At 40.0% G+C, this 16,051-nt stretch carries 13 protein-coding genes and 1 tRNA gene; 5 read left to right on the forward strand and 9 right to left on the reverse strand.

The window, feature by feature from the left end:
- Positions 1-17: 17 nt before the first annotated feature.
- A complete protein-coding gene (locus OHT75_RS02545; RefSeq protein ID WP_264724842.1) occupies positions 18-1,826 on the reverse strand; it encodes a protein kinase domain-containing protein in 1,809 nt (602 codons plus the stop codon).
- 172 nt (positions 1,827-1,998) lie between these two features.
- Here OHT75_RS02545 and OHT75_RS02550 point away from each other — a divergent pair, with 172 nt between their 5' ends.
- Positions 1,999-2,355 (forward strand): hypothetical protein, encoded by a 357-nt coding sequence (locus OHT75_RS02550; RefSeq protein ID WP_264724843.1) that lies wholly within the window; start codon positions 1,999-2,001, stop codon positions 2,353-2,355.
- 75 nt (positions 2,356-2,430) lie between these two features.
- Positions 2,431-3,090: a thiopurine S-methyltransferase gene (locus tag OHT75_RS02555; protein WP_264724844.1), complete on the forward strand. Its 660-nt coding sequence runs from the start codon at positions 2,431-2,433 to the stop codon at positions 3,088-3,090.
- Positions 3,091-3,188: 98 nt separating this feature from the next.
- Here OHT75_RS02555 and OHT75_RS02560 read toward each other — a convergent pair whose 3' ends face one another.
- Both OHT75_RS02560 and OHT75_RS02565 read right to left on the reverse strand, forming a co-directional pair.
- Entirely contained in the window at positions 3,189-4,232 is a 1,044-nt protein-coding gene (locus OHT75_RS02560; protein WP_264724845.1) for a porin, read from the reverse strand.
- 401 nt (positions 4,233-4,633) lie between these two features.
- Entirely contained in the window at positions 4,634-5,689 is a 1,056-nt protein-coding gene (locus OHT75_RS02565) for a porin (RefSeq protein WP_264724846.1), read from the reverse strand.
- Positions 5,690-6,092: 403 nt separating this feature from the next.
- On the opposite strand from OHT75_RS02565, the gene tcdA reads away from it, so the two are divergent.
- Positions 6,093-6,890, forward strand: a complete 798-nt coding sequence (gene tcdA, locus OHT75_RS02570) for a tRNA cyclic N6-threonylcarbamoyladenosine(37) synthase TcdA (protein WP_264725137.1) — start codon at positions 6,093-6,095, stop codon at positions 6,888-6,890.
- 135 nt (positions 6,891-7,025) lie between these two features.
- Here the strand turns inward: tcdA and OHT75_RS02575 are convergent, their stop codons facing one another.
- The gene (locus OHT75_RS02575) at positions 7,026-8,660 is read right to left on the reverse strand and encodes a sensor histidine kinase (RefSeq protein ID WP_264724847.1); all 1,635 of its coding nucleotides are present in this window, start codon (positions 8,658-8,660) and stop codon (positions 7,026-7,028) included.
- A gap of 189 nt (positions 8,661-8,849) precedes the next feature.
- Here OHT75_RS02575 and OHT75_RS02580 point away from each other — a divergent pair, with 189 nt between their 5' ends.
- A complete protein-coding gene (locus tag OHT75_RS02580; RefSeq protein WP_264724848.1) occupies positions 8,850-9,461 on the forward strand; it encodes a superinfection exclusion B family protein in 612 nt (203 codons plus the stop codon).
- Positions 9,462-9,586: 125 nt separating this feature from the next.
- Here the strand turns inward: OHT75_RS02580 and OHT75_RS02585 are convergent, their stop codons facing one another.
- The gene (locus OHT75_RS02585; protein ID WP_188840902.1) at positions 9,587-9,724 is read right to left on the reverse strand and encodes a DUF3149 domain-containing protein; all 138 of its coding nucleotides are present in this window, start codon (positions 9,722-9,724) and stop codon (positions 9,587-9,589) included.
- Between the two features lie 351 nt (positions 9,725-10,075).
- Between OHT75_RS02585 and OHT75_RS02590 the strand changes: the two genes are divergently transcribed.
- Positions 10,076-10,162, forward strand: a tRNA-Leu gene (locus OHT75_RS02590).
- Positions 10,163-10,608: 446 nt separating this feature from the next.
- Here OHT75_RS02590 and OHT75_RS02595 read toward each other — a convergent pair.
- The 4 genes from OHT75_RS02595 to OHT75_RS02610 form a co-directional block, all read right to left on the reverse strand.
- The gene (locus OHT75_RS02595; protein WP_264724850.1) at positions 10,609-14,235 is read right to left on the reverse strand and encodes a S8 family serine peptidase; all 3,627 of its coding nucleotides are present in this window, start codon (positions 14,233-14,235) and stop codon (positions 10,609-10,611) included.
- 235 nt (positions 14,236-14,470) lie between these two features.
- Complete coding sequence (gene asnC, locus OHT75_RS02600; RefSeq protein WP_188840899.1) at positions 14,471-14,932, reverse strand: transcriptional regulator AsnC; 462 nt, start codon at positions 14,930-14,932, stop codon at positions 14,471-14,473.
- 69 nt (positions 14,933-15,001) lie between these two features.
- Positions 15,002-15,679, reverse strand: coding sequence for a bifunctional tRNA pseudouridine(32) synthase/23S rRNA pseudouridine(746) synthase RluA (gene rluA / locus OHT75_RS02605; protein WP_264724851.1), 678 nt, complete (start codon positions 15,677-15,679; stop codon positions 15,002-15,004).
- Positions 15,680-15,756: 77 nt separating this feature from the next.
- Positions 15,757-16,047 (reverse strand): hypothetical protein, encoded by a 291-nt coding sequence (locus tag OHT75_RS02610; protein ID WP_264724852.1) that lies wholly within the window; start codon positions 16,045-16,047, stop codon positions 15,757-15,759.
- Positions 16,048-16,051 lie beyond the last annotated feature (4 nt).

Consider the following 16,051-nt stretch of genomic DNA (forward strand, 5'->3'; position numbering starts at 1 on the left):
ACCTCAGGGGCTCGGTTTTATGTTGTCTGTAGTTTGGGATTTTTTGGGTAGAATAGATCTGGTTTTTTGTCTAAATGAGAAAACTGACGGGTATTTTTATAGGGTAACTTCATGAACCCACTGATCCCATGACCTTGTATTTTGCTCGCGTTGGCAATAATTCTATCAAGGCTAGCTCGAAAAGCCGCTTGTTTACGCGGGTTGAGTAAGCGTAAATAACTGTGAATTTTTAAGTGAGTCGGTAAAGCTTCAAAAATAATACAACCTGTGTGGTGTATTTGATTTAACCAGCCTAATTCAGTCATGATTTCAGCAGGAAGCTCGAGGTTTTCTTCTGGATCTTTACCATCTTCAAAATAGGAATGTAATCGTGACTTATCTTCTAAAGAGGGGACGTCACCAACCTCAAAAGGTAATTGCATTTCTCCGCTGGCTTCAAATGGCATGTCTGGGCTACTGCGCTCGATATGCAATGTGTCTTTTGCATTAAAGAAACAGGCCTTAAATACCCCAATGCGCTTAATTCCTCTGGCCATAGTGACCATATTGTTAACCGCTACTATAAGAGCTGTTTTTTGTGTGGGATCGTAGGTCGCTAGGTTGGAATCAATGTAAACCCCTGTTGGTTGCCAATGGATGGCCAGTCCACCCACAATCGGATATTGCGCGAGCCTTCCCACCGCAGCAATAAAGCCTTTTTCGGTGTCAGCCATCCCCACCATAAAGTTACGGTAATACTTATCAACTTGTACATCGTCAATATCCGCAATCGGGTCGTGATCATTGTGTTCTTTTAGAAAAGATTTACGCGAGCTATAACTGACGGTTTCAATGGCTCTGGTGCGAGGTTGAACCCATACAGGAATGTCAGATTTAGTGGGCAGATAGCTAATGGCAGGTAAGTGCATTCTATGGCTGTGGCGCATACTCTTTAAAAAGTAATCTCCTGCACGGCAGCGTAATTCGGGATCATCGCTTAGCATGCCATCTAACGTTTTTGCCAATTCTATGGGTAAGCCTATGCTGGTGGCGGGAATGATTTTAGTACCAAAACGGCTGCTTTGTCCTGAGGCTAAAGCATACAAAGTACCCGCAACACCTTGTTCATCAAATCTAGCCGATGACAATGCACCATTCAGTTGTGCATCTCCAATAAAGTAAACATCGCCCATCCGCGCATTCGTTTGATGCTGATCGCTGGACATTAACGACATCACATTATCATCTACCGGGCGATCGTACTCATCACGTTGCGCAAAAACGGCTGAGCCCCAATCGATTAATGATAATTTGTCAGTTTCAATATCATAAACCAAATTTGATGGCTTAATATCGCCATGGACTAGAGGTTTGCCTTTGCGTAAGTAATACAAAATGTTGGCCAGTTGCCGCGCGATACTAACGATCATCCACGCAGGCAGCGCGCCTAATCTTTGGCAAATTTTATCTAAATCTTCACCCTTGGCGCGCTCCATCACCAAAATCCCTTGCTTGCCTACGCGTTCAAACTTTATTGCCGCAGGCACATTGGGGTGCTTAACTAAACTCAGCATGTAGGCTTCTTCTTCAAGCCTGTCTTGAATATTTTGTGGCAAGGTTAAGCGCGAAAATTTAAACACATGGGATTCGCCAATAGTATTTATCCCTGCGAATACAAAACCATAAGCCCCTTTACCAATAAATTCGATTTCATAATAACCAAGTTTACTGAGCTGTTGCTTACACAAACGTATCCACGCTTTATGTTTACGAGCATCATTGGCTTTTAATAAATAAATCGACTGTTCTTCATTAATATAAAATTGCTGTAATTGCGGCGTTTGCAAATGATATCCCCTTAATGTGCTTAAGTTATTTAATCCTTATCTGGCGTTGACTTCAAGGGCTTCCTAACTAATTTTATTGGTTAAGTAAACCTTGATGTGTATCAATTTAGTAAGGGCATGTAATCGGTAAGATGAAGGGAGATTTAATCATAGCTTTAACAGGGAGACGCTTATGTCAAATATCAACAAAGCAGATTTAATTCAACTATTTGACTTTCCTCGCTCACGTATATTGAAGTCGATGGAAGTGACTCATTGCCCCCATGCCGTCTTTTTTAATGCCTCCGATGAGCAATGTATTACTTGTCACCAAGGGGAAGAGTGTGTGTGGATTAATCATAATGATGAAATGGTAGCTATGGAGGAAAAATCTATTGAAGATTTGAAACAGCAAATTTTGGTCGCTGTTGATTTTGTTGATTCAAGTTTATCTCCACACCATTTATCACGTCGTAATTGTCAGTGTGAAAATTGTGTATGGTTACGTCAAGTTCAGCTTACCCTGAAAGGGGAATCATCCAGCGATTAGCAAGATGATTAAGTTGCTTCTATTGTTTCAAGCTTATAAAGTGAGCCAGCAATTTTATTCGCGGGAGAAACAAAGATGGAACCTCAGTTTTGGCATGAAAAGTGGAAGATGCAACAAATTGGCTTTCACCAGCCCCAAGTAAACCCTTTTTTAATCCGCTTTTGGCCTACATTGGGCCTAGCCGAAAACAGTAAAATTTTCGTCCCCTTATGCGGTAAATCGTTAGACATGTGTTACTTGGCAGAGCAGGGGCATCAGGTACAAGGTTGCGAACTTAGTCAAACCGCCATTGAACAGTTTTTTGCAGAAAACCAGTTACCTTTTCAAGTTGAATCTAAGCAACAACACCAATATTTTAACGCCGATCAGATAGAGCTGATTCAAGGTGATATCTTCACTATAGCCCCTAGTGTGACAGCCAATATTGCTGGGTTTTACGATAGGGCAGCATTAATTGCCTGGCCTGAGATCCTGCGTCAACAATATGCTAAAACCTTAGCAATGCTGATTCCTGCTAATGTGTCTGGTTTACTTATTACCTTAGACTATCCGCAAGAGACCTTAAAAGGACCACCATTTGCTGTTAGCCCTGAGTGGATCGAGCAATATTTAGCGCCATATTTTGAGATTAGCTTGTTGAGCTGTGAAGATGTATTAGCTGAAAACCCACGCTTTTTGAGCAAAGACGTTCCGTGGTTAAATGAAGCGGCTTATAAATTGACGCGTAAAGCATAGTGGCTGCAAAACATAGCCAATAAACATCGAGAGGGCTCAGTTAACGCTCAATAAAAAGGCGACCAAAGGTCGCCTTAATGATTTAGCCTCTAATGAAATTAGAAATCGTAACGCATACCCACAGAGAATACGTTGTCATCTTCTAAATCAGTTTTAAAGTTAGCAACGGTGTAATCACCTTGATACATTGCATAATGTGCGAATACTAAGGTTGACTTCGCAATGCGGTAATCAGCACCAACAGTAAAGTTTTGCACATTAATGTCATCAGCACCTTTAACACCGCCTAGCTTTTTGTAGTAACTACCAAAACCTGCATCATCTTGGCCATATTCGGCCTTAAGATTTACACCATTTAAGTTATATACCACGTTAACAAAATAGCTATTACCATCGATATCATCATTTACAACATCTTCAGCATTTTGGAATAAACCACCAATTTTGAAGTCACCCAATTTAACTTGGCCAACAGCACGGTAAGCATTCACACCACCAATAGCATTGTTGTATGCACCAGCAACATAGTAGTTATGCTTTGCTAACGCTTTATCGCCTAATGTTGCACTCACAGCATACTGTGACTCATTAGTAGGAGCGCCATCTTGGTTATCATCCATTAAATAAGTTGCATTAACGGTGAATAGATCAGCAATCACGGGAGAGAAGTACCAAAAACCATCAGCACTACGAGTTTGGCCACTGACTACACGGTCGATATCGGCGTTTGTGTTACCAAAAACGTCTACGCCACCTTCAGCTTGTTTAAATACTGTGTCGTTGCGACCTACTAATACAGAACCCGCAACAGTTTTTAAGCCTAAATAGGTATTACGTGCTTTGAACACGTCACCAGAACCTGAAGTATTTTCTACTTGAAATTCCATTTGGTAGACAACATCTACACCATCATAGATTTTTTCGCTGCCTTTAACACCCACGTTTGAAAAGTTGTTTTCGAAATAAGTACCACTTTCGCCTAAAGTCACACCATTAGTGCCACCTTGTAACGTTGCGCCTGTGTCAGTATAAGTTACAGCAAGCTCTAAGCGACCATAAAAATCAGGACCTTCAGCAAGCGCACCAAAAGAGGTGATAGCTAGTATTGATGCCACTGATGCAGATAGTAAGGTTTTTTTCATCTTTCATACTCCCAGAACGTGATGTTCTATAATTCCATTTTAAGAATGGTTTTAATATTGACTTATGTCGTAAACGACTATGTAACAATCTAGTATCGGATTTTACAGTTTTGAGGGTGACAGATTGTGGTAGAGATCAAACTTTTTAATTTTGAGTTAAGAATTAATGTTTAAATGTGACCATTTAGATCGTTTACAGCGCTGATTAACACTAATGCAGCATTTTATGCTACTTAGCCTGCGAACATAAAAATAACATTTTGTATTTTGTTGGTTTAGCATTAAAGCTCGGGGGGATGTATGCTTGCTAACTAAATTGCTGTTTTTCTGTGGGCATTGTTATGTATTGAGATATAAAAAAACGGCCAATTTGGCCGTTTTTATTGTCAAGAACTGAGTTTTTAGAAATCGACGCGAAGACCGACAGTAACGATATCATCACTTAGGTCGGCATTGAATGTATCAACTAACATATCGCCATCGAATTTAGTGTAGTGACCATAAACCAAAGTGTTTTTGCTCACACGGTAATCAGCACCAATACTGAATTGTTTTAAATCAATGTCACTGACATCAGATAAATCTGATTGGGTTTCTTTACCGATGAAACGGCTAACGTACTTTCCTAAACCTGAATCATCATGGCCGTAAGATGCTTTAAATTTCCAGTCACCCATTAAATATGCTGCATTGATGATGTAACTATTGCCATCTAGGTGAGCAAGTTGTGCATCATTGCTTTCACTGTGTTGATATAAACCACCCACAATGAAGTTACCAAATTTACCTTGCACTACACCACGGTATGCTTCGATGTTGCTGATACCATCTTGATAAGCTGCAGCAGCATAGAAATTGTGTGATTTAAAAGCTTTATCACCTAGTGTTGCACTAAGGGCATACATAGAGTCAGCTGATTTCTTATTACCTTTAGCATCTACATGGTTGTCATCAACCAGGTAAGTTGCGTTTAACGTGATTAAGTCAGCAAGTTTAGGTGAGTAGTAACTGATACCATCAGCTTCACGGTTTTGACCCGCAACAAGTAAATCGATATCTGAGTTAGTATTGCCGAATTGATCAAAGCCACCTTCAGCAGATTTGAATACTGTGTCATTACGACCCACTAATGCAGTACCAGCAACGGTTTTTACACCAAGAAAGCTATTACGTGCTGCAAAAGTATCACCTGAATTATCAAAGTTAGATACGCCAAATTCCATTTGGTACAGAATTTCTACGTCATCATTAATTTTCTCTGAACCCTTTACGCCCAACCATGAAAAATTATTTTCAATGATGGTGCCGTCTTTTTGGTTTTGAGTTGCAACACCTAGATCGGAATTGGTTAATGCTAAATCAGCGCGGCCATAAAATTGAGGACCTGAAGCGAGTGCACTAAAAGAGGTTAATGCGGCACAGGAAAGGATTGCACTCGTGATTAGGTTTTTTTTCATTTTCATCTTCCTTTATTATTAAGGTAGTGATTATTCGATGGTCTTTAGACCCATATTTACCAGCGCTTTATCAGCACTAGCGGATTTTTTTAAGCTGTCGCAGTCTGACATAAAAGTTTTATCAAAAGTGTGGTTTAGTTCAAAAACATCTATTTTTCAATTAATTAGATGCTTTTTGTTTACACGGGGGTAACATTTAATTTACTGGTTTACAGCAATGTGGCTCGGTATTCTTGCTAAGTGATAACCTTTTAATCATCTTATTTACCAAGGTTGCTTTGGCGAGCGTTTGATTTTGGCAAACGGGTATCGTCGATTTATAAATCTTGAGCATTTAGCTTTGCTGACGAGTCAGTTAAAATAGGCAATTGGAAAAATGAGCTATTTTTAGGGTATCAAAATGTTGTCGCAAGCATATGTAAATCGATTTGCGGGTATTGGACGTTTGTATGGACAGACGGCACTGAATACTTTTGCTGAAGCACATGTAGTTATTGTGGGGATCGGCGGTGTCGGTACTTGGGTTGCAGAGTCGTTAGCTAGAAGCGGCATTGGCCAAATAACGCTTATCGATTTAGATGATATTTGTGTTACCAATACCAATCGTCAAATTCATGCCACAGCAGACACTATTGGTCAGTCAAAAGTTGCGGTAATGGCACAGCGTATTTTATCAATTAACCCTGAATGTCAAGTAAATGAGATTGAAGACTTTGTTACATTAGATAACCTTAATGATTATTTCCCGCGCCAAGATCCTCAACATAAAACCATCAGTTATGTAGTAGATTGTATTGATGCTGTAAAACAAAAAGCGGCATTAATTGCTCATTGTAAACGCAATAAATTACCTTTAGTGACAATTGGTGGGGCGGGGGGGCAAACGGATCCGAGTCAAATTCAGGTCACTGATTTAGCCAAAACAGTACAAGATCCATTATTAGCCAAGGTTCGCAGTATATTACGCAAAGAATACGGATTTAGTAAAAATGTTCAACGACGCTTTGCTATCGATGCCGTTTTTTCAACACAGCATTTAGTCTATCCACAAGCCGATGGTAGTGTTTGTGCCACAAAAGCTACAGCAGAGGGAAGTATGAGAATGGATTGTGCTTCGGGCTTTGGGGCCGTCACTATGGTAACTGGCACCTTTGGGTTTATGGCGGCAAGTCGAGTGTTAGCTAAGTTAGCCGTCAAATAATCCCACTTCCAACTTGAGCGATTAAATCCGCACGATAAGGCTATTTTAAATGCTGACGAAGACCTGCGAAACTTCGTCGATTGAATTTCTTATTCATCTTTTAGCGTAAATTGAGTTTAATTAAAGTGAATTACGTTAATCAGCATTACCTTCATCAATAAAAACGCTGCCTTCACTTAATAATGGGGGCGGAGTATAGGGGAAACTGACAATAAACATAGGGCCACCTAAAGGCGAAAGCGGTTCAAAACGAATGCTCCCTTGAATTAACGTTGCTGCGTTAAAGGCTGCTGCCAAGCCGAGTCCTATACCTCCTTTGTTGCGGGTGGTGGTAAAGAAAGGTTCGAACATATGATCAGCGACTTCTTTAGGTATGCTTACCCCATTGTTTTGAATTTCAATGTTTATCGCATCATTATCAAGGGTGACATTGATGAATATCCGGCTGTCTTCAATTCCTCTGAATGCATGGGTATAAGCATTTGAAATAATATTACCGATAATTTGATTGAGCAAATTAAGGTTACTGTTTACCTCTAGATCGGCATCCACATTCATCTTGATATCAACATGCTGCGGTGAAAACATAATCTGCGTTGAATCAACAATATCTTCTAGTTGCTGCTTTAGATTAAATTGAGTGTTTTTCTCATGTCGCTGTTCAGCTGCGACAGTTTTGAATTTTTGAATTAAGGTGCTTGCGCGGGTGATGTTATTTACTATCAATTGACAGCTTTGTTGGTACTCTTCCAGTATTCGATTTATTTCTTCTAGCGTAGCGTGTTCACTATGAATAAGTTTAATGAGATCTTCTACATGTGAAAGTTGAGAGCTAGCTGCAGTAAGACAAATGCCGATAGGGGTATTAATTTCATGGGCTAAACCTGATACTAATCCACCAAGGGCAGCCATTTTTTCTTGCTCAACTAACACTTGCTGCGCGCGCTTTAGGATCAGTAAAGATTGCTCTAACTCTTTAGTTTGCTCTTTAACCTGTCTGGCTAACTCATCTTTGTAACTGCGTTCTAATTTGAGCAAGCGCTCGCGATCTTCTAATGCCATTTGTAAAGCATTTTTAGATTCTTGCACATCAGCAAAAGATGCACGAACTTGTTGCTGCATGGTGTTAATTGCATTCGCCACTAAAGAAAATTCATCTTTGTCTTTATGATCAAATTGCAGTGGTTCGAAAGGCTTTTCTAGGCTAATTCTGTCGCAGTATTGACTGAGTTTTAATAGGTGTTGGGTAATATTTAGCCATACCAAGAAAAGAATGAAACCTGCCACTAAAAACGTTTTGATCGCATTGGACAGCAAAATTAAAATGGCTTTGTCATAGAGCCTGTCATAAATGATGTTTAAGTCTGCTTGAACATAAAGCGTGCCGACTTTTATATCGCTAGAATTGGTGTAAATGAGATCGAATTGCTTCTCGATAACCGAGGTTTGTTGATAATTACCAGCATGCCATTCTTGGCCGCTATCGTCTTTGATTGAGATATAGGTAATGTCAGGTAATTGACTTAAACCATCTATCTGAGTGTTGATTAAACGTTCATCGATAACCCAAATACTGGCAGCCAGTACTTCTAAGTTTACTTTTTCAATACTTGAGAACGCTCTATCAATTCGGCTGACATCACCATTGTAGTCATTGAATAGCTGATAAACAGTGGTCAGCAGAGTAATGAGAGAACTAAAAAGCACAATTGATAGCATCAGTTTGCGACCAATTGGGCTGGTTAATAGTTGTCCTGAAAATTTTAGCATGACATTTATTTAATTATTCTAAGTGCTTATATAAATAAGTTAGTGCATAAAAACGTTTTAAGCCACCTTTAATTAAGCGCTTTATTGCTGAAATATAATGCTGAATTTTAATTGTTTTGATATATCAATGTGGCATTAGTTTTGCTTTGCTACGGTAGGCGTTCAAAATTCTGACACTGTGGGTGGTATATGAAAGAAGTGATGATAAAAGCGATTAGCTTAAGCAATGCAAAGCGCACTTTTATGAGTGTGATGTTGTGGTTGGTCATTGCATGTTTGGCATTGTTATTTGCCCCGAAAGCCTTATTAGAAAAATTGGCTTTAGCTGAGGTGGTATCTCAGTATAGTTTTATCATTGGGCTTGGGTTAATTGTTGGTGCGGCGTATTTTTTAAGTCAACTTGTTAGCTTTGTTGCTGATGAATCCATTCAATATTTGCGTCAAAAACGCACCGTTGAAACCATAGAAGCAAAAGTAAAGTTACTTGATCCTGCAGAACGTGCATTACTAAGAGAGTTCTTCCTTCAAGGCGCTACGATATTGGCCTTACCGCAAAATGAATTAGCAGTCAGAAGTTTGTTACACACTAATATCCTAGAAAAGTTGGGTAACGAACGTCACTATGCCATTCAAGGTCCTACCGCTGAGTATAAGATTTCTATGGCAGCCAGGGTTTATTTGAACCGTGATGTGCTGCGTTTACCCGCGGGTGAGCCAACTCAAGAAGAATTGTCACACTTACTAAAAGCAAGGCCCCATTTTATCAGTGGACTCGTGCAGCCGCGTAAACATGCCGCTTAATGATCAACGCTGGCTTGATATTATATAAGCAATAAAAAAGGGGCTAAATTAGCCCCTGAAATGGTTCAGTTTTACTTGAAAAACAACAATTCAAAACTAAGAACAAAGATAACGCAGCAAGCAAATTACTCGTTATTGCCTGGTGCTGACTTTACAACGAACATCCACATCAAGTAAGAAATAATTCCCAAAGTACTGAAAATGACAATCATTGAGAGTAATCCAATTGGGTTACCGAACATTAAATCTAACCAAAATGCCATGATAAAATTCCTTGTAATTGTAAAGTCCTAGTTATCATAATGCTGAATTAAATGAACAAAACTGATCTTGATCAATGATCCCCTCTATAAATAGGTATGGATGTTATTTAAATGTGATCGCGGTTACATTTATTGGCAAACTATATTGGTACTGCTCTCATTTAAATAATAGGCATGATGCTTCATTGAACGCAGAATAATGGCAGTGTGTGAATTTGATGGCAAAGATACGATTGGAATTTAAGCGCTTGATATTTTTTGTTGATAAAGTCGAGTCAAAGGGCTTGCCATTGTCATAAGCATGGGTATAATTCCCGTCACTTGATTGATACTATTCAATTATGTGATTGTGCCAGTGTGGTGAAATTGGTATACACAGGGGATTCAAAATCCCCCGCCTTTAAAAGCGTGTCGGTTCGAGTCCGACCACTGGTACCACTTTAAAACCGACCTTAGAGTCGGTTTTTTTGTATCTAAAATAAGTGGTTATACATATTCAGTCGATTACTTTGCCAGCCTCTTGTATCAGGTTTTAAACTGCCTAATTGCCATCTTTATATTTTTTGCGAACAATTCCTCCTGTTTTGGGCTTTGGATTAGCTATGTACGTTAGGTCACGCTGACTTTATATTTAAACAGAGCCAACCTCTAATCATTGGCAATTCTTCTTCCATCGGGGTAATTTCAGTCACCACCTTGATATGTAGAATAATTCAGCACTGTAACATTCCCTTATTTGTAGAGGCTGTCGATCAGATCTGTTTAAGTAACATTCGAAATAACGTTAAATTCAGAATCATTATTATTAAGTTGTCTAATTTTTAAAAATAAAAAAACCAGTTGCCTAAGCAACTGGTTTTTATTTTACTAATTAACGTTTTGAATTAGTGCTTACGACGACGTAATGCAGCTAAAGGTAGTAATAGTGCTGTTAACCAGCCCATTGAACCACCACCTGAGCTTTGCTCTACTTTAGCATTCACTGTAATTGTAGCAACGCCAGGTGCACTTTCTGCACGACCATCAGAAGCGACTACAGAGAATTTGAGAACATGGTTACCAGCAGGAGCTGTAAAGTTAATGCTTGATCCGCCATTTGTGAATGTCACAGCAGTACCAGATGTTTGAGTCCAAGTGTAAGTTAACTTGTCACCATCAGCATCTTTACCATTTGCTTTAGCAGTAACAACAAAGTTCTCTGTACTTGTCATTCCAGTAGGAGCAACTGTAGGAATAGTATTGTTAACCATTACTGACACAGTAACAGGCTCAGAGCGGTTGCCCATGGTATCCATTACTACAACAGAAGCTGTCATTGTTTCTGTTTGTTGGTCAATAACAGCAGACTCACTTAAGGTCACAACACCTTTGTTGTCGATAGCGATCATGCTTGAATCAGAACTTATCACAATAAACTCTGAAATTGGGCTTGTTAGCATATCAGGGTCGGTTGCAACAACTTGACCTAACACTAAACCTGCTTTAGCACCTTTATCAACATAAACAACTAAATCTTCTGCTACAGGCGCTGAGTTACCTTCATCGGTTGTATTAGCAACAACTGACATTGAGCCATCTTCAGATAACAGCATATAACCCATTGAGTTATCACCCACTGAGCTGATTAGCATTGCGCTTTCGCCAGGCGCAAGTTCAGTGACATCATTGCCTTCTTCATCAACTAAACCAGCCATAGCATCTGGGCCAACTAAGCTTAAAGAGGCCAAAGCCTCATCACCCGTGCCTGTTGATACTGGTGCCCAATCACTTTCTTCTACGCGGAAACGTACATTGATAGATTCGCCAAGGTTATTTTGATCAAGTCCTAAATCTTCAAAACATGCTTTGGTGGTTAAGAAGTCATTACCTGTAACATGGAATGCAGGTTGTAAAGAACCACTTGCTGTACCATAAGCGGTTACAAAACCATATAAAGAGCGAGGATATGCATCATTAAACCATTGAAGGTTAACGGTCTTAGCTGTGTAATCCCATACGCCATCATTGTTAACATCATAATCTACGTTATAGCTTGCAACTAATGCATGAACGATTGGATCGCGCATTTGGAAAGTGTTGTAAATAGCGATACCTGCATCACAAGAACCGCTAGCAGCAAGTTCAGCAGAAGCATTTAATAAGTCATGACGCAGTGACATATCTTTTTTGCTTGTTGCTGTTAAAGGTGCACTAAATGGAGCGGTAATCGCCGTGGCACCAGTATTGGTGAAGGTTCTTACAATGCCTTCTTCAGTCACTTCAGTCGCAACTGATGCAGCAGCGGCAGCTTTGGGTAGGATATGATAAACCACATGCAATGCATCGGTTTCGCCATCCATAAACTTAATTGCACCATCATATTCAGATAACGTTAATGCATCAGACGCTTCAGCAGCTGTACCATCAAGTTCGTATGACGATGTTAACGTCCATTCTGGAAGTTTAGTTGGATCAATAGTAACCGTAACATCAAATGATTTAACTTGGCCTGCAGGGATAGATACTGACTCAGGTAAAGTAAATGACACCGCGCCAGAATCTTTATCATTCATGAAGCGTTGTTCAGCCATTAATGAATAGGTTTTGTTTTCGCTAGAGAAGTTTTTAACTGTGATGGTTTTAGTCATCGTAGTCACTTCAGTTAACGATACTAAACCAAATGCTAAGGCGGCTTGCATTGTCTCTTTGTTCCAAGCAGCAACAGGTAAGTTGATCGCTTTTTGAACGTCGACAAGACCAGCACCGATATAACTAATTGGTGCAAGTTCAGCATCTGGGTTTAAACCACGCGGTTCAGCAGTTACATCTAAGTTAGCTGAGTTCATCATAGTGGCTTTAATTTCAAAACCATTGCGGTTAGGCAGTGCTTCTTTAACAATACTCATCGCGCCTGCTGTGATAGGGCTTGAGAAAGACGTTCCGCTAATTGGGGTTAATCCATCACCTAAACCAGGGTGCGCAGTCATAATGGCAGTACCAGGTGCTGTAATTTCAGGCTTCAATGTACCTGCGATAGATGGTCCGCGTGATGTAAATGTTGCAATAGCACCTGCAGTTAATACTTCAGTTGACGTAATAGAGTATTCAACGACACCATTTGCAAGTTCAGCTTTGATTGCATCGCCTTCTTCTTTTGAAATCATTACCGAAGGAATAGTGACGGCAGGATCACTTCCTCCCATGTTGAATGCGCCATCATCAGGTTTATTGTTTGCAACAATAACAAACAATGCACCTTGTTTTTGAGCGTTTAATACTTTGACTGTAAATGAACAAGCACCACGGTCAATGATGACCGCTTTACCGGTAAAATCTTCAGTAAACTCAGCACAACCGTTGAGGTTTGATGTTGGTAATACTAAAGGTGCATTTGTATGGTTGAATTCAAATACGTTGCTCTTATTAAAGCCTGCGCCAAATGCTTCTAACTCAACACCAGCAGCTGTAGCAGCTAATTTACCTACTTTTGTTGTAGGGTGGGTCATGGCTCCCACAGATAAAGCATTGTTTGAAGTACTTGGGCCGCCAACAACAAATGGTGTCGCGCCATCATTACCCGCAGAAATAACTAAGTTAACACCAAGTTCAACCATTTCATCGATAAGTTCTTGAACAGCGCCACCTTTGGTATCACCAAAGTCACCGCCCAAAGACATGTTCACGGTGTCAACACGGTCTGAAATATCACCGTCGTCATTCGGGTCCATTGCTGCTTCAAGTGCATTTAATTGCGCTAATCCAGGGCAACCTGAGTTACATACTGAGTAAACGAACAACTCAACATCGGGGGCGATGCCAACAACAGAATGGCTGACATGAGTACCATGATTGGTGTTTACATCAATTGGGTTAGGGTCATTATTCATGAAATCATAACCGCCAACCACTTTACCTTGTGGCCAGTTAGGCATTTCTGCTTGAGCTGCAACTGCTGCCTGATAGTCAGCCACATCACCGCTACCACCTAATGCTTTGTGGGTGTAGTCAACGCCCGTATCTAATACGGCAACACGTTGGCCTTTACCTGATGCTATGCCAGCATCGATAACTGGGGTTGCATTGACATAGTCAGCACTGTCTGCCACATCTAGTTGGTAATCATAGATAGGCAGAATATCTGCTACGTCTGGATTTGATAATAAAGTGGTAAGTGTATTTTTATCTGCTTTAACAAGAATAGCGTTAACCAGTTTTGAGGTTTTGCCCACAACTTGGATGTTCGCATCTAACTGGTTAATAACACTTAATACTTTTGCTTGAGATTGTTGAACATTGTTTAATGCGGTAGAAAAATCAGTATTTGAAAGTCTATTTTGCTGAGAAACTGATTGAGAGGTTAGCTTTATCATCCAAGCAGAAGGGGTATTCTGACTTTTTTCCAATTTGGTCGCTTGAATACCTGCATATTCATTATTGACTTGGTTGGTCGTATTATACTTATCTGCCGCGCCTGCGAAACATGCGCCTGAAATTAGTGCCGCTGAAATAGCGAGTGATAGTTTTGTCTTCACAACGTCTTCCTTGTTTTCAAGTCACCCTCAAAATGGTTACTGCAATCATTAACAAACTGCAGATAGGTCGCGGGGTGTAATTGTAATGTTTTTATAATGCTTATGTTGCACAAGTGGTGTGCAGTAAACATTTTTATCACAACAGGATAACAAATGTAATAACGCAGGTGAAAAAACTATGCTTTTATTTTTTACAGTATTTTATGCTGTTTTTTCTAACTTATAATGATTTGATCTAAGGTTTAACCGCCCTTACTATGGGGTTTTGCAGGCTAATAAGCGTTTCGGTGGATTGTATTTCGTCAATAGATTGGATGCGGTTTATTAGCACATGTTGCAGCCCATCAATAGATTGGCACATAACCTTTACAAAAATAGAGTAATTACCCGTAGTGTAATAAGCCTCTACAACTTCATCTAAGGCATTTAATTTTGCGATAGCCGCAGGATAGTCGCCTGCACTTTTTAAATTGATACCGATAAAACAGCAAACGTCATAACCCAATGCTTTGGGGTTGACGCTGATTTGCGCGCCCGTAATGATCCCCGCCTGTTTCATTTTTTCTACGCGAACATGAATCGTTCCAGCACTTACAGAAAAACGTTTAGCGAGTTCGGCAAAGGGGGTGCGCGCATCTTCCATTAATGCCGATAAAATTTGGTTATCAAGCTGGTCTCGTTGAAATGAACTATCCACAGTAAAGCACCTATTGTCTATCTAATTGATTACTAATTTACGTCTTTTACTAAACTATTACCATTAAAATTACTGTTCTTTTAATGGCTCTATAAATGAAGGTAAGATGCTGAATTGCATTGGTTGAGCAGAATAGGGGTGTTTGATGGACAATTCTGCAGCATGCAGTAGTAATCTTGGCGCTAAGCGTTTTGCCAAAGCATCAGCATAAAATCCATCGCCTAAAATGGGATGACCAAGGGCCATCATATGTACTCTGAGTTGATGCGAGCGACCTGTAATAGGTGTTAATTTGACTAAGGTTGAACGTTTTGCATAGCTAATGACCTCAATCAGGGTTTCTGATGGTTTACCGATAAGATGGTCCACTTTTTGTTTTGGTCGGTTGGGCCAATCGCAAATTAAGGGTAAAGAAACTCTATTGGTCGATGACTTCATATGTCCAGCGACTCTTGCAAAATAGACTTTATGGGTTTCTCTATCACGAAATTGACGTTTTAGCTCACGTTCAGCATTTTTACGTAAGGCGAGCACAATAATTCCCGATGTTGCCATATCAAGTCGGTGCACGATTTGTGCATTTGGGTGATCACGCAATACCCGATGATATACGCTGTCATGGTATTGAGCCTCCCTGCCTGGAACAGATAGCAACCCAGAAGGTTTGTTTATCACAATAATATCTTTATCTTGATGGAGAATATCTAACCAAGGATCGGTTGCTGGTTGATAGATAAAATTGGCCATAACAGGTCTCTATTGCGGGTGGACGGCAAAGATACTGATTCACTTATGCAGATGCAAGCTTATCTAACAGTGGAGAGTTAAGAAAAAGCATTGCCATTAACATGCATGATGGTAAAGGTCCAAACCACAAATGCTAATGGAATATGGACCAGTGCGTAAAAACATTGATCGAGTCGAGTCATACCCTGTGCCAACCAGATCAAATATCCATGAGATATAATGACTAACGGAAATAATATCATTAACGGATAAAGTGCAAATGGACTGGCATCAGCAAAAATGCTGTGACTTATCAACGCCCAAAATACCATAAAAGCGGTGGTAATAGGCGGCGTGGCAGTACGGTATTGCTCTGGATAAGGGAACATCCTG

Source organism: Shewanella subflava, from assembly GCF_025971955.1.
In the GTDB taxonomy this organism is placed as follows: domain Bacteria; phylum Pseudomonadota; class Gammaproteobacteria; order Enterobacterales; family Shewanellaceae; genus Shewanella; species Shewanella subflava.

What these genes read in the sequence shown, in the direction of transcription:
- OHT75_RS02565 (WP_264724846.1), bottom strand. Translation starts at nt 5,689, where the DNA reads ATGAAAAAAAACCTAATCACGAGTGCAATCCTTTCCTGTGCCGCATTA.
- OHT75_RS02575 (WP_264724847.1), bottom strand. Translation starts at nt 8,660, where the DNA reads ATGCTAAAATTTTCAGGACAACTATTAACCAGCCCAATTGGTCGCAAA.
- OHT75_RS02555 (WP_264724844.1), top strand. Translation starts at nt 2,431, where the DNA reads ATGGAACCTCAGTTTTGGCATGAAAAGTGGAAGATGCAACAAATTGGC.
- OHT75_RS02560 (WP_264724845.1), bottom strand. Translation starts at nt 4,232, where the DNA reads ATGAAAAAAACCTTACTATCTGCATCAGTGGCATCAATACTAGCTATC.
- rluA (WP_264724851.1), bottom strand. Translation starts at nt 15,679, where the DNA reads ATGGCCAATTTTATCTATCAACCAGCAACCGATCCTTGGTTAGATATT.
- OHT75_RS02580 (WP_264724848.1), top strand. Translation starts at nt 8,850, where the DNA reads ATGAAAGAAGTGATGATAAAAGCGATTAGCTTAAGCAATGCAAAGCGC.
- OHT75_RS02550 (WP_264724843.1), top strand. Translation starts at nt 1,999, where the DNA reads ATGTCAAATATCAACAAAGCAGATTTAATTCAACTATTTGACTTTCCT.
- OHT75_RS02585 (WP_188840902.1), bottom strand. Translation starts at nt 9,724, where the DNA reads ATGGCATTTTGGTTAGATTTAATGTTCGGTAACCCAATTGGATTACTC.
- OHT75_RS02610 (WP_264724852.1), bottom strand. Translation starts at nt 16,047, where the DNA reads ATGTTCCCTTATCCAGAGCAATACCGTACTGCCACGCCGCCTATTACC.